Annotated in this window: 17 protein-coding genes and 1 riboswitch; of the genes, 9 read left to right on the top strand and 8 right to left on the bottom strand. The window is 37.1% G+C overall.

Annotated elements, in window-relative coordinates; translation table 11 throughout:
* Positions 1 to 7: 7 nt before the first annotated feature.
* Both ribE and AC4QJR_RS11110 read right to left on the bottom strand, forming a co-directional pair.
* Positions 8 to 667, bottom strand: coding sequence for a riboflavin synthase (gene ribE / locus AC4QJR_RS11115; RefSeq protein ID WP_098575310.1), 660 nt, complete (start codon positions 665 to 667; stop codon positions 8 to 10).
* Positions 668 to 818: 151 nt separating this feature from the next.
* Positions 819 to 967, bottom strand: a riboswitch (FMN riboswitch).
* 128 nt (positions 968 to 1,095) lie between these two features.
* Entirely contained in the window at positions 1,096 to 1,566 is a 471-nt protein-coding gene (locus tag AC4QJR_RS11110; RefSeq protein WP_098575309.1) for a GyrI-like domain-containing protein, read from the bottom strand.
* 254 nt (positions 1,567 to 1,820) lie between these two features.
* On the opposite strand from AC4QJR_RS11110, the gene AC4QJR_RS11105 reads away from it, so the two are divergent.
* Positions 1,821 to 2,024, top strand: a complete 204-nt coding sequence (locus tag AC4QJR_RS11105; RefSeq protein ID WP_496526204.1) for a hypothetical protein — start codon at positions 1,821 to 1,823, stop codon at positions 2,022 to 2,024.
* The gene (locus tag AC4QJR_RS11100) at positions 2,017 to 2,214 is read left to right on the top strand and encodes a YwbE family protein (protein WP_496526203.1); all 198 of its coding nucleotides are present in this window, start codon (positions 2,017 to 2,019) and stop codon (positions 2,212 to 2,214) included. Before AC4QJR_RS11105 ends, AC4QJR_RS11100 begins: the two co-directional genes overlap by 8 nt.
* 97 nt (positions 2,215 to 2,311) lie before the next feature.
* Here AC4QJR_RS11100 and AC4QJR_RS11095 read toward each other — a convergent pair whose 3' ends face one another.
* Together AC4QJR_RS11095 and AC4QJR_RS11090 are read right to left on the bottom strand one after the other, a co-directional pair.
* Positions 2,312 to 2,512: a cold-shock protein gene (locus tag AC4QJR_RS11095; protein ID WP_026566955.1), complete on the bottom strand. Its 201-nt coding sequence runs from the start codon at positions 2,510 to 2,512 to the stop codon at positions 2,312 to 2,314.
* Positions 2,513 to 2,638: 126 nt separating this feature from the next.
* Positions 2,639 to 3,388 carry a Cof-type HAD-IIB family hydrolase gene (locus AC4QJR_RS11090; RefSeq protein ID WP_496526202.1) on the bottom strand — a complete coding sequence of 250 codons (750 nt, stop codon included), beginning with the start codon at positions 3,386 to 3,388 and terminating at the stop codon, positions 2,639 to 2,641.
* A gap of 206 nt (positions 3,389 to 3,594) precedes the next feature.
* Here AC4QJR_RS11090 and AC4QJR_RS11085 point away from each other — a divergent pair, with 206 nt between their 5' ends.
* The 3 genes from AC4QJR_RS11085 to AC4QJR_RS11075 are packed head-to-tail and all read left to right on the top strand — an operon-like array spanning position 3,595 to position 4,538.
* Complete coding sequence (locus tag AC4QJR_RS11085; protein WP_496526658.1) at positions 3,595 to 3,861, top strand: spore germination protein; 267 nt, start codon at positions 3,595 to 3,597, stop codon at positions 3,859 to 3,861.
* 20 nt (positions 3,862 to 3,881) lie between these two features.
* Positions 3,882 to 4,124 (top strand): spore germination protein, encoded by a 243-nt coding sequence (locus AC4QJR_RS11080; RefSeq protein ID WP_496526201.1) that lies wholly within the window; start codon positions 3,882 to 3,884, stop codon positions 4,122 to 4,124.
* A gap of 12 nt (positions 4,125 to 4,136) precedes the next feature.
* A complete protein-coding gene (locus tag AC4QJR_RS11075; protein ID WP_496526200.1) occupies positions 4,137 to 4,538 on the top strand; it encodes an Hsp20/alpha crystallin family protein in 402 nt (133 codons plus the stop codon).
* A gap of 246 nt (positions 4,539 to 4,784) precedes the next feature.
* Here the strand turns inward: AC4QJR_RS11075 and AC4QJR_RS11070 are convergent, their stop codons facing one another.
* Entirely contained in the window at positions 4,785 to 5,087 is a 303-nt protein-coding gene (locus AC4QJR_RS11070) for a heme biosynthesis protein HemY (protein WP_098575302.1), read from the bottom strand.
* Between the two features lie 371 nt (positions 5,088 to 5,458).
* Between AC4QJR_RS11070 and qoxA the strand changes: the two genes are divergently transcribed.
* The 4 genes from qoxA to qoxD are packed head-to-tail and all read left to right on the top strand — an operon-like array spanning position 5,459 to position 9,300.
* Positions 5,459 to 6,445, top strand: coding sequence for a cytochrome aa3 quinol oxidase subunit II (qoxA, locus tag AC4QJR_RS11065; RefSeq protein ID WP_098575507.1), 987 nt, complete (start codon positions 5,459 to 5,461; stop codon positions 6,443 to 6,445).
* Positions 6,435 to 8,411, top strand: a complete 1,977-nt coding sequence (qoxB, locus tag AC4QJR_RS11060; RefSeq protein ID WP_098575301.1) for a cytochrome aa3 quinol oxidase subunit I — start codon at positions 6,435 to 6,437, stop codon at positions 8,409 to 8,411. The genes qoxA and qoxB overlap by 11 nt, the downstream gene beginning before the upstream one ends.
* A complete protein-coding gene (qoxC, locus tag AC4QJR_RS11055; protein ID WP_026566947.1) occupies positions 8,401 to 9,006 on the top strand; it encodes a cytochrome aa3 quinol oxidase subunit III in 606 nt (201 codons plus the stop codon). Before qoxB ends, qoxC begins: the two co-directional genes overlap by 11 nt.
* The gene (gene qoxD / locus AC4QJR_RS11050; protein WP_098575300.1) at positions 9,007 to 9,300 is read left to right on the top strand and encodes a cytochrome aa3 quinol oxidase subunit IV; all 294 of its coding nucleotides are present in this window, start codon (positions 9,007 to 9,009) and stop codon (positions 9,298 to 9,300) included. It begins immediately after the preceding gene.
* Positions 9,301 to 9,552: 252 nt separating this feature from the next.
* Here the strand turns inward: qoxD and pssA are convergent, their stop codons facing one another.
* From pssA to AC4QJR_RS11035, 3 genes are all read right to left on the bottom strand, one after another.
* Positions 9,553 to 10,263 (bottom strand): CDP-diacylglycerol--serine O-phosphatidyltransferase, encoded by a 711-nt coding sequence (pssA, locus tag AC4QJR_RS11045; RefSeq protein ID WP_180230176.1) that lies wholly within the window; start codon positions 10,261 to 10,263, stop codon positions 9,553 to 9,555.
* 19 nt (positions 10,264 to 10,282) lie between these two features.
* The gene (locus AC4QJR_RS11040; RefSeq protein ID WP_496526199.1) at positions 10,283 to 10,954 is read right to left on the bottom strand and encodes a phosphatase PAP2 family protein; all 672 of its coding nucleotides are present in this window, start codon (positions 10,952 to 10,954) and stop codon (positions 10,283 to 10,285) included.
* A gap of 158 nt (positions 10,955 to 11,112) precedes the next feature.
* Positions 11,113 to 11,901: a TerC family protein gene (locus tag AC4QJR_RS11035; RefSeq protein WP_496526198.1), complete on the bottom strand. Its 789-nt coding sequence runs from the start codon at positions 11,899 to 11,901 to the stop codon at positions 11,113 to 11,115.
* Between the last annotated feature and the right edge of the window lies 1 nt (position 11,902).

Below are 11,902 nucleotides of genomic sequence, written 5' to 3'. Positions count from 1 at the left end.
ATTTTATTTAAAAAAATCCATGCTCTTCTAAAAAATTAGCGGTTATCCCCTTGCTGCTTTTTTGCGGAGGTTGATTAGAAAAATTAGTTATAAAATGACCAACATATTTTCCTATCATATCGCATTCTAAGTTTACAATATCCCCTGAACCCTTCTGTCCAAGAATCGATTCTGACAATGTATGCGGGATAATGGATAATGTAAAACTATTCTCTGAAACGGCAAATACGGTTAAGCTTGTCCCATCCACCGCAATCGACCCTCTTAAGATTACATATCGCAATAATTCCTCTTCGGCTTCAATCTCATAGTAAATCGCATTTTCAAGTGATTGTTTACTTTTTATTACACCTGTTCCGTCAATATGTCCTGAAACGAAATGACCGCCAAACCTTCCACCCGCTGCCATAGCCCGCTCAAGATTTACTTTGGACCCTCGTTTTACCATACTTAAACTGCTAGCTCTGACCGTTTCCGGCATCACATCTACTGTGAACAGTTTACCCGTAAAGGATGTAACCGTCAGACAAACCCCATTAACCGCAATACTGTCCCCAAGATGGACATCGTTTAGTATTTTATTCGCTTCTATGTTCAATACAAACGACTCGCCAGTCCGCTGGATGTTTGCGACTACGCCAATTTCTTCAATAATTCCAGTAAACATATTGTCCAAACTCCTTACTATGTTTCCCTTTGATTCTGCCCAAAAAATTAAAAAAGACCCTAAAGACAGTTTGTCATCAGGGTCTTGAAAAAAAGACAATAGAAAATAAAGGCTTAAAAATAGGTACACTTCACCCTATTGTTAATCCAATCTTTTCCTTCTCCCATCCAGACTTTAACTGTCGGCCCTGGAGTTTCACCAGATCCACCGCTTAACATATTAATGTTAACCGGGTCACGGACTAAGAAGCATAGCTTCATCACCGCCGGTTAGGAATTTCACCTGACCCCGAAGGAAATTATTTAAATATATACTTATATGTTATGACATTTCATTCTAATAGTAAAGCTATTAGCTTAACTATATTGCACTAAAAACGCAATTAATAACCAGAACTTAGCTTACCGTCATATTTTTTACCAACTTACTTATTGTTTATAAGTCTTTACAGGTAAATAAATATCAAAATGTAATTCACCAGTCTCATTTTGATGTTTATGCTCTTCTTTATACACTTCCAAACTTAGGGCATTGTGATCATGTTCATATCCATATTCTTCCATCCAGGCATAGATTTGTTTATATGTACTTTCCACTTTTTCATGACTTCCTTGATGTGTAGCAAATACATAATTTTTACTTGGAATCGTAAAACCAACCATACCATCTGGGATTTCCTCAATTTTTTCAACTGGAGTTGTAACATAATAAGTAAATTCTGTTTCTCTGCTGTGAAAAGGTGCGATCAAAACAGGGTCTTTGGTTTGATATGATACTTCTTCTAGCCGATCAATCATCTTTTTAAATAGACCTGGGAGTGTACTGATTTGTGAATAAGTTCCGTTCCATGAAATTCCAACAACCTTCATTTCTTCTTTTTCTATTACTTGGATACTCATGCTAATCCCCCTTTTGAATTATCATATTAATATAATTCTCACCGTCACTCTTAAACTCCTGCAAAAATAATTCGACTAAATTCATTCCAAATAGTCCACACATGTATAGGTATTAAAATTAACGGACGTTATTCCAAAAATGAGAATTAACGTCCAAATTTTTTTAACTATCTTTTTAAATGATGTGGTAAATTTTATTATTTGGATGAAAATAGCATATAATGGACTTAGCACATTAATAGGAGGATTTTTTTATGAGTAATGAAAATCAAACAAATCCACAGGAAGAACCGAAGAAGAAAATTAGTTTGCAGGAGGCGATGAAGCAACAACTTCAAAATAAGAAGAACAAATCTACTTCTGGAACATCTGGTTCAAATAACTCGATGGCAACTAAAAAGTTACAAAGCCAGCAAACGAAAAAAGTAAGTAATTCGCGGAGAAAAATGGGTGTCTAGTGGTCAGAATCGAGTAGATATTTCCCCAGGTGCACTCGTCAAAATTGTCCTAAAAGCAGATCAACGAAGCGGGAAACTAACAGAGGGGACCGTCAAGGATATATTAACAAAGTCGAGTTTTCATCCTCACGGCATAAAGGTCAGGCTTACGGATGGACAAATTGGCAGAGTTAAGGAAATAAATAATTAGTTTAGAAAGTCCACTTTGCACAATGATGCAAAGCGGGCTTTTTTAATGGAAGTAAAAAACAGACCCAAAAGGCTTGGGTCTGTTTATTGGCGGGTCATTATGATTTACGGACGTTTACTGCTTGTGGTCCACGTTGGCCACTTTCAATTTCAAACGTTACCTCTTGACCTTCGTCTAATGTTTTGTATCCTTCGCCTTGAATAGCAGAAAAGTGAACAAATACATCTTCTCCACCTTCACGCTCAATGAATCCAAAACCTTTTTCACTGTTAAACCATTTTACTTTACCTGATTCCATTCTTTGTAGCCTCCTAGCATGTAACTATTACATGTAAATTGCAAATTGATTGCATAATTATTTTTACTCATTTCCTTTTTACCTATACCATAACAATTTTAAAAATTTTAATTGGATATAAAATCTTTATAAAACCCATTTGTGGATTGCTTTTGCAACTCCGTCTTCCTCATTTGTGGTAGTTACCCAATCCGCAGCTTCTTTCACAAGATCTTGTGCATTTCCCATTGCAACTCCCATGCCAGCTGCCTTGATCATCGCCAAATCATTAAGACTATCACCTACGGCCATTACATTTTTCATATCCAATCCCAGCCTGTTACAAACAATCTCCAGACCCTTCGCTTTATTAATGCCGGCTGAATTCACTTCAATATTTTTCAACGTAGAATTACTAAGTTCAAATTCACCTTTTGCCTGTAATTCTTTCATGATTATCTCTCTGGTTTCATCATCATCGATATTAAAGCCAAATTTCATCCATTCTAAAGTATGCAAGTCCTCCGGCATTTCATTATGCCAATTGCGTTCCGTGCTAATCGCCCAAAACTTAGTCTTATGTTGTAGCGATAACCTCCACATCCACTCAACAAGTTCAGACTTTACCAAGTTCCTCTCTACTAATTGACGTTGATCATCCCATATTTCACTACCATTTACGGTGACCAAATAAGAATCAAGCTCCAATGAATCAGCATGCTCTCTGCTCGTCAAAAGTGAACGGCCTGTACTAAGAACCACATAGATTCCTTTTTCCTTAGCAGCTTTGATGGCTTCACGATTTGCTTCCGATACCTGTCCTTTATTATTTAAAAGCGTACCATCCATATCGAGCGCAACAAGTTTGACTTCAATGTCACTATTAAAATTATCCATATGTATATCAAGCTCCCTTCCATACTTTTCCTATAATAAGATAACATCATTTCTAAAAACTAATCAAACATTAAGTTTACATAATATAGTTATAATAAATACTTAGACAAGTACCTTGCAATATTCTTATAATCCTTTAATAAGTAACCTATAGGCACTCTATTGCATATAGTACCCATAAGCCAAGAATAGAAAGGTGTTTAATGATGCCATCGGTTGTTATCAATTTATATTATCTAAAAATAAACAGTATTTCGGGCAATGGCTCCATAACTATAGGGGAAGCATCTCATAACAGTCCCACAGCCAATAGTAAATTACAAGGAATTAATGCTTCATATGGAGATACTTCACCAACTGAGGCAATGATGGAAAACCTGTTAAATGATCCAGACGTAAATGATCAAACCTCTATTGGAACTACTGATTCTACTAATATCAATACACCATTTCAACCTGTACCACCAATCTAAAATTATAGGAGTTATCTGATATGCCATATCAAATAAATATTTTAAATTTCAAGATAAATGGAGCCACCCAAAACGGGAATGTTGATATCGGTCCTACTGTGCATAACAGCCATACTGCAAATAGTAAATTTGTGGGAGCAAATTTCTCTTTAGGTGATTTATCACCAGCTACTTCTTTAATGTACTCAGGCAATATAGATACAGATATTAGTGATCAGGATCAAATAGCTAACCCTTCTATGCCTATAGCTAATCAAATTTAAAGGAGCAGCAATATGGATATAGAAAAAATGAGAAAATGGCTAGAGATTACTAACGAGTATAGAGAGAGCAATTTTTGGTCTAGCGTACTAAAGCAAAAACAACCAGATGAATTTTTTAGAGAAGTATCGCTTAATCCAAAATTTGACTTATACCAAAATGATTATTATAACTTTATTATTTTTGAAATACCTGGGGTAAATCCAGAAGATGTTTCGCTTAGCTTAATTTCAAATAATCATTTAAAAATTAATGGCAGAATAAAACCTGTTTTACCATTAGAAATGGAAATGAAGAGAGAACGCGAATATGGTGATTTTGAACGAGTAATTGACCTACCTGAACCAACACAGGCTCATTTAATACATTCACAAATTAATAATGGACTACTTCATTTATCTTACCCTCGAAAATAGAACTGACTAGAGTGTTTATCTCCAATATCATAAAGACTTTTTGCAAATGATTTCCCTTCTATGATTGTAGAAGGGTAAACTTGTTTTGTGATTAAATCATATGCACACTCCTTTTATTAGTATGAAATTACTTACATTGTTCATGGTAATTGATTATATGAAATAATTACTAATTATTTCAAGTTTTAAGAAAATAACAATAATAAAAAAACGCCTGTCAAAGACAAGCGTTTTAATGTGGTGCTATTAATGATGGTGATGGACGCCCATGGTTGGGTTAGTAATCAGCCACTCTTCTTTCGGTAATTGGAAATATTGAATCCAAATACTATTTAGGTTTGGGTCATTTTTATCAATAATGAAATCAATTTCTTTATCGCTTGTGACGACAACATCATTTTCTGTTGGTGTATCAAGCTTTAAATCATAATGGGCATGGTCACCATGAATACTTGTGACATATACACGAAAAAGTTTTCCTTGTGCTTCTTCTTGTTCTAACATTTTTTTCAAAGCTTTTGCTGCATTACGATTCACTTTTACCTTCATTTTTGGCTCTCCTCATCTATGTATTCCTACGTATTATCCCACTTTTTTGCAAAAATAGACAATGATTAGTTTTGAACTAAAAATACTTAATTTACCAGGTAAAAATTTACATACATTCTTTTCCTCGATAGGAATTTTAAAACCTTAACAAATTTGTCACAAATTAATCGAAAAACGTGTATAAACATCACAGCATTATTGTTAATATAGGTTTTAGAAAAGACTAACGGACTAATTACTATTAAATAATAACTAATTTAAATTAGGCTTAATCAGTGCATGGAAGCAAAAAAAGAAGTAATTCAGTCTTGTTTGTGAAAGGTTTCACGATTATAATCGTAAAAGTGAACATTTGGAAGGGAGAAAAATTCATGTTTAAAAAAAGCTACTTAATTCCACTGTTAGCTTTAGTACCAACTATGCTTTTAAGCGGATGTACGAATATGGTCGTCTTTGATCCAAAAGGACCTGCCGCACGTGACATTCTAGATTTAATTAACTGGTCACTTATTTTTATGTTGCTAGTGGTTGTCGTTGTTTTTGGTTTATTTGGATATATTATCTGGAAATATCGGGCTAAGCCTGAAAATGCAGATTACGAACCACCTGAAGAACATGGAAGCACAAAATTAGAAATAATTTGGACTGTCATTCCTATTCTTATTGTCATTGCTTTAACGATTCCTACTGTTAATACAATCTATAAGTTAGAAAAAGTACCTGCTGGATATGAAAATAAAAAACCAATTACCATTAATGTGACTTCTGCCGATTGGAAGTGGATTTTTAGCTACCCTGAACAAGGGATTGAAACTGTGAACTACGTGAATATTCCTGCTGGCACACCTGTGCAGTTTAAGTTAACTTCTGCAGGTACAATGCAGTCATTCTGGGTTCCTGCTTTAGGCGGTCAAAAGTATACCATGAACAAGATGGAGACAGAGCTGTACCTTACAGCTGACAAGCCTGGTGAATTTTTAGGAAGAAATACAAACTTTAACGGTAAGGGCTATGCTGAAATGGAATTTACGGTTGAAGCAAAATCCCCCCAAGCCTTTGAAAAATGGGTAAAAGAAGTTAAAGAAACTGCTCCTAAGTTAACAGAAAAGAAATACAATCAACTTCTTAAGCCTACACACTTAGGACGTGAAACATTTATTGGAACACATCTTGCCTGGGTAAACCATGCGGATATGAATTCTAAAACTTATACAAATCCTGAATTGTATGAAGTACATGGCGTAAAAGGAAAGATTTTCAAAGAGAAAGAAACAAATAGTCATTCTATGGACATGGAAGGTATGGAAAGCATGGACAAGAGTGAGAAATCAGATGGAGGTGAGCACAATGAACATTAATTGGCATGACTTTTTTATTGTTGGCAACCCATTAATACTAGGTTCCCAGATTGCTATTCTCTTAACAATGATCGGAATTGTGGCTGGAGTTACCTATTTAAAAAAATGGAAATGGCTCTGGAGAGAATGGTTAACAACCGTTGATCATAAACGAATTGGGATTATGTATATCCTCTCTGGTGTATTAATGTTTTTCCGTGGCGGTGTGGACGGCCTCTTAATGAAGGCTCAAACCTCACGTCCAGAAATGAAATTTTTAGATGCACAACATTACAATGAAATTTTCACTACACACGGTGTCATTATGATTTTGTTTGCAGCAATGCCATTATTAATTGGCTTAATGAACGTGGTAATCCCACTGCAAATCGGTGCTCGTGACGTCGCATTCCCACAACTTAACGCGTTAAGCTTCTGGCTGTTCTTTAGTGGTGCGATGCTGTTTAATATTTCGTTTGTTGTCGGTGGTTCTCCAGATGCTGGTTGGACTGCATACTTCCCTCTTGCAGGTAAAGAATTTACTCCTGGGATCGGGAATAACTATTATGCGATTGCCCTGCAAATTGCTGGGATTGGTACCCTGATGACGGGTATAAATTTTATTGTCACTATCTTAAAAATGAGAACTAAAGGCATGACACTGATGAGAATGCCAATGTTTACTTGGACTTCATTCATTGCTTCGGTGATTATTGTTGCTTCATTCCCAATTTTCACGGTTGCACTTGCATTAATGACGTTTGACCGGATCTTTGGAACACATTTCTTCACCTTAGCGGGTGGCGGTATGGATATGATGTGGGCTAACCTTTTCTGGTTATGGGGTCACCCTGAGGTATATATCGTTGTCCTACCCGCATTTGGAATGTTCTCTGAAGTTATTTCAACATTTTCAAGAAAAATGCTTTTTGGCTATAAATCAATGGTTTTCTCGATTGTTGGTATTGCGTTTTTAAGTATGCTCGTTTGGGTCCACCACTTCTTTACAATGGGAGCTGGACCAGGGGTTAACTCCGTTTTCTCCATTACGACGATGATGATTGCTATTCCAACGGGTGTCAAAATGTTTAACTGGTTATTCACGATGAGAAAAGGTCGAATTGAGTTTTCCACTGCGATGCTTTGGGCACTTGCATTCATTCCATGCTTTATCATCGGTGGTGTAACTGGTGTTATGCTCGCAATGGGTGCGGCCGATTACCAATACCACAACACCCTATTCCTTGTCGCTCACTTCCACTATGTGTTAATTCCTGGTGTTGTGTTTGCGGTATTTGCTGGACTTTATTACTGGTGGCCAAAAATGTTCGGCCATATGCTCAATGAGAAAATTGGTAAAATACATTTTTGGTTTTTTACCATTGGATTTAACTTAACGTTTATGCCAATGTTCTTCCTAGGATTAGATGGTGCGGTGCGTCGTTCGTACACTTATTCTGCTGAATCTGGCTATGCACCATTATTCCTATTATCTACTATTGGTGCAGTTATCTTAGCAATCGGCTTTGGCGCACTTTGCTATAACATTTATTGGAGTGCACGCTATGCAGACCGTAATATTTCAAACGATCCATGGGATGCAAGAACGCTAGAGTGGGCAACTGCTTCACCTCCTCCATTCTATAATTTTGCGAAATTGCCTGAAGTGAAATCTGTTGATAGCTTCTGGTATATGAAAAAGAATAACGAAGGATTGACGTTGAAAGACGAAGAAATTGAAGAAATCCATATGCCTAGTAATTCCGGCTTACCAATCTATATGGGCGTAATCTTTGGCATTGCTGGTTTCTTCCTAGTCTTTGAATGGAAAATTGCGGCTCTTGTAGCCACTGTTGGAATACTTATTGGGTTAATAATTCGTTCATTCGATTACAACGATGGTTTCCATGTTCATGTTGACGAAATAAAGGAAACGGAAAAAGCATGGCGTAACGTCGACAAAGGGGGGAACAGCCATGTCAGCTAATGTAAACACTGCCTTACCACTCGAATATCAAACAGAACAGAACCGAATGAATATTCTCGGTTTCTGGATTTTCCTAGGAGCGGAGATTATTCTCTTTGGGACTCTCTTTGCGGTATTTTCTGTCCTTAGTGCGAGATATGCTGGAGGTCCAACTCCAAAGGACCTTTTTGAAATAAAAGATGTTATGGTCGAAACGATCCTTTTATTAACTAGTAGTTTTACTTGCGGTCTTGCCATTTATGAGATGCGCCGTCATAACCGGAATGGATTATTGTTATGGTTTATCATTACCCTTCTCCTTGGTGCTGGGTTCGTGTTCATGGAGATCACAGAATTTATCCATTATGTTCATGAAGGAGCTACCATGCAAACAAGTGCTTTCCTATCTAGCTTCTTTGTATTACTTGGAACACACGGTCTGCACGTGAGTATGGGTATTGGCTGGGCGACTATGGTTATTATCCAAATACTAAAACGAGGTTTAACACCTGTTACTGCTCGTAAAACTTTTATCATCGGTCTATATTGGCACTTTTTAGATGTTGTCTGGATTTTCATTTTCACATTTGTGTATTTAGCAAGGATGGTGGCATAAATGGCTAAAAATACAAAAGGATTTCCACTTACGCATGTGTTAGGTTTTATTATGTCATTAGTACTAACCTTCGCCGCACTTGGCGTAGCACTGAAAACCAATCTTCCATTTAAAACAATACTCTGGATTATCGGCTCTTTAGCTGTAATCCAGGCTGCCCTTCAGCTATATATGTTCATGCATATGAACGAAGGAGAAGACGGCAAATCCCAAATCATCAACGTCGCTTACGGATTCTTCATCGCCTTCGTAACCGTTGCTGGTTCAATCTGGGTTATGTCTTTCGGAATGTAATTAAGAAAAGCGTAAGCGCCCTGGTCAGCGGCGTATGGCCTGGAGCGCTCCAACTGAGATAAAGGAAACACGAAGAGCCGGAGGCGATTCGATGTTGACTTATCGTAGGGCGGAGAGCGAAGGACACTAGCCGTTAGGGCGCTGGAGCTGGACAATTCTCAAAGTTAAATTTTATACTTTCTTATCTAATATAAAAAGGTGTCAGGCACCATGTGAAGAATTCACATGGTATCTGACACCCTTTTTTTGTTCTTATTTTTTTATTCCACCATTACTTTTTCTCTTTCTTCTTACTAATTGGAAAATGATAAAAGCTATGTACAGCGGGATTGCCACATAGATGAAATACGGAAAGCGATGCTGCTCTTTTTTGAAGACGAGGTATATCGCATACCCTAGGAAAAGCGTGACGATAATTCCGTATTTGGGTAATGGGACATCTTTCAAGCTTGGAATTTTTATCGTGCTCACCATTAAATAACAGATGATAAAAAAGGCAATGGGCAAAATGAACTCTGGCATTTTACCTTGGAATAAGGTAAGCAGTGTTAGTAATCCTCCCCCTGCAGTGATGGGAACACCGGTAAAATAATGATTTGAAGATTTAACAGCATTAATATTAAACCGGGCTAATCGGTAGGCTCCGAATAAAGGAAATAATCCTGAAATGGCCATCCCTGCCACACCAAACTCTGAGAAATAGGAATAATAAGCCATCATTGCCGGTGCAACACCAAAAGTTACCACATCTGCTAACGAATCTAACTCTTTCCCCAACTCACTATCCACTCGTAACATTCGTGCAATCCTGCCATCCATACTGTCGAGCATCATCCCTATTAATATTAAAATGGCAGCATTTTTGTAATCCCCCTGGGCGGAATACATGATGGATAAATATCCGAAAAACAAATTAGAAATGGTAAATAAATTAGGAATACTGTTTCTGATAATATGTATCACTCCATACTAGATAGGAAATTTAGGCAATATTCTTTTCACGTCGTTGTCTTTTATTATAACGCTTAACCTGATAATACTGGAAAAATATAATAGCTGTTGTAATCCAAAAGGCGCTTGCAAAATATCCACCAATGATATCACTGGGATAATGGACACCTAAATAGATTCGACTGATGCCAATGGCTAAAATCATCACCATGCTTACAAAGATTAGTGCCCATCTTCCTAACGCACTTGTAATATGCCGCCATAATAAGAAGGTAATAATTCCATAGACCGTAAAAGCATTCATTGCATGACCGCTTGGGAAACTAAAACCTTCAATTTCAATTAAGCGATGAAACTCAGGGCGTACGCGTTGAAAAAAATTCTTTAAAATTCCATTTAATATCGCTGAACCCACAATGGCCGCTACAAATAAGATTAATTCTAAGCGATGATGGAGCACTTTATAGAGAAAAAGTAAAAGAAAAAGGCTAAGAACAATGACAAATGGAGCCGAACCAATAAACGTAAAGAATTTCATTACAGATGTAAGAAACGGTGTTTCCATATCTTGAACAGCGTCGATTACGATACGATCAAAATGAATGATTTTTTGGTCACTTATTAATAAGGATATCAGACTAAAGCCAATAATGGAAACAACACTCAGGCTAAAGGCGATTATAAGATATGTTTTTAATTTCATCAATACAAACCTCTCTAGAAAATTGGATTTTTGATTATACTTTATAGGTTGCTCATTGTTTCAACTTCTACAACTTTTAACCTTACAATGGTATGTAAAAAAGCCATAAGAAAGGCAGCTTTGGTTGAGTCCGCCTTTCCTATGAAGGTGAAAAATAATTATAGTGTCTTGGGTTCTTCTCGCACTGGTTCTACGCTTTTATCTTTTGAGAAAAACCAGCCGGCTGCGGCGATACCTACTAATACAACATAAAAGGTTACTTTCCAAACTGTTGAATGCGCAAAATCTTCACTTAAAATCGCTAACATAGGATGTGATAACGTGTAGACGGCAAGCTTCACTCCAACCCAGCCCACAATTGTAAATGCAGCAATTTCTAAACCTGGTCTTTTTTCCAATAAATTCACAAACTGATTCGCTGCAAAGCGCATAATAATTAAACCAATTACCCCTCCAGCAAAGATTACTAAAAATTTACCACCATCCAGACCACCGATATTTGGAAGCGGTGTGTTTGGCAGGGCAACGGCCATTGCGACAGCAGCAAGGATCGAATCAACGGCAAACGCAATGTCGGCCACTTCAACTTTTAATACAGTCACCCAAAAGTTGCTCTTTTTTGCCCCTGCCCTCTCCTCTTTATCTTCCTCCTTCCCTTTAATGACCACCTTGCGGAAAATATGATTACCTGCCATGAACAGCAAATAAAGAGCACCAATGGCTTGAACTTGCCACACATCCACAAGAAACGAAATCACAAATAAGGAAGCAAAGCGGAACACAAAGGCACCTGCCAAACCGTAAAATAATGCCTTCTTACGTTCATCTTCAGGTAATTGTTTCACCATAATCGCGAGTACTAGCGCGTTGTCTGCGGCTAAGAGACCTTCTAATGCCACCAAGATTATTAACACCCAGCCGTATTCCAGTAAAAGAGCTAAATCCATG

This window comes from Neobacillus sp. BP17, from assembly GCF_059579525.1.
The sequence above is the reverse complement of the archived record's forward strand: the minus strand, read 5'-3'. Positions and strand labels throughout refer to the sequence as shown.

What these genes read in the sequence shown, in the direction of transcription:
- ribE (WP_098575310.1), bottom strand. Translation starts at nt 667, where the DNA reads ATGTTTACTGGAATTATTGAAGAAATTGGCGTAGTCGCAAACATCCAG.
- AC4QJR_RS11110 (WP_098575309.1), bottom strand. Translation starts at nt 1,566, where the DNA reads ATGAGTATCCAAGTAATAGAAAAAGAAGAAATGAAGGTTGTTGGAATT.
- AC4QJR_RS11105 (WP_496526204.1), top strand. Translation starts at nt 1,821, where the DNA reads ATGAGTAATGAAAATCAAACAAATCCACAGGAAGAACCGAAGAAGAAA.
- AC4QJR_RS11095 (WP_026566955.1), bottom strand. Translation starts at nt 2,512, where the DNA reads ATGGAATCAGGTAAAGTAAAATGGTTTAACAGTGAAAAAGGTTTTGGA.
- AC4QJR_RS11090 (WP_496526202.1), bottom strand. Translation starts at nt 3,388, where the DNA reads ATGGATAATTTTAATAGTGACATTGAAGTCAAACTTGTTGCGCTCGAT.
- AC4QJR_RS11085 (WP_496526658.1), top strand. Translation starts at nt 3,595, where the DNA reads ATGCCATCGGTTGTTATCAATTTATATTATCTAAAAATAAACAGTATT.
- AC4QJR_RS11080 (WP_496526201.1), top strand. Translation starts at nt 3,882, where the DNA reads ATGCCATATCAAATAAATATTTTAAATTTCAAGATAAATGGAGCCACC.
- AC4QJR_RS11075 (WP_496526200.1), top strand. Translation starts at nt 4,137, where the DNA reads ATGGATATAGAAAAAATGAGAAAATGGCTAGAGATTACTAACGAGTAT.
- AC4QJR_RS11070 (WP_098575302.1), bottom strand. Translation starts at nt 5,087, where the DNA reads ATGAAGGTAAAAGTGAATCGTAATGCAGCAAAAGCTTTGAAAAAAATG.
- qoxA (WP_098575507.1), top strand. Translation starts at nt 5,459, where the DNA reads ATGTTTAAAAAAAGCTACTTAATTCCACTGTTAGCTTTAGTACCAACT.
- qoxB (WP_098575301.1), top strand. Translation starts at nt 6,435, where the DNA reads ATGAACATTAATTGGCATGACTTTTTTATTGTTGGCAACCCATTAATA.
- qoxC (WP_026566947.1), top strand. Translation starts at nt 8,401, where the DNA reads ATGTCAGCTAATGTAAACACTGCCTTACCACTCGAATATCAAACAGAA.
- qoxD (WP_098575300.1), top strand. Translation starts at nt 9,007, where the DNA reads ATGGCTAAAAATACAAAAGGATTTCCACTTACGCATGTGTTAGGTTTT.
- AC4QJR_RS11040 (WP_496526199.1), bottom strand. Translation starts at nt 10,954, where the DNA reads ATGAAATTAAAAACATATCTTATAATCGCCTTTAGCCTGAGTGTTGTT.
- AC4QJR_RS11035 (WP_496526198.1), bottom strand. Translation starts at nt 11,901, where the DNA reads ATGGATTTAGCTCTTTTACTGGAATACGGCTGGGTGTTAATAATCTTG.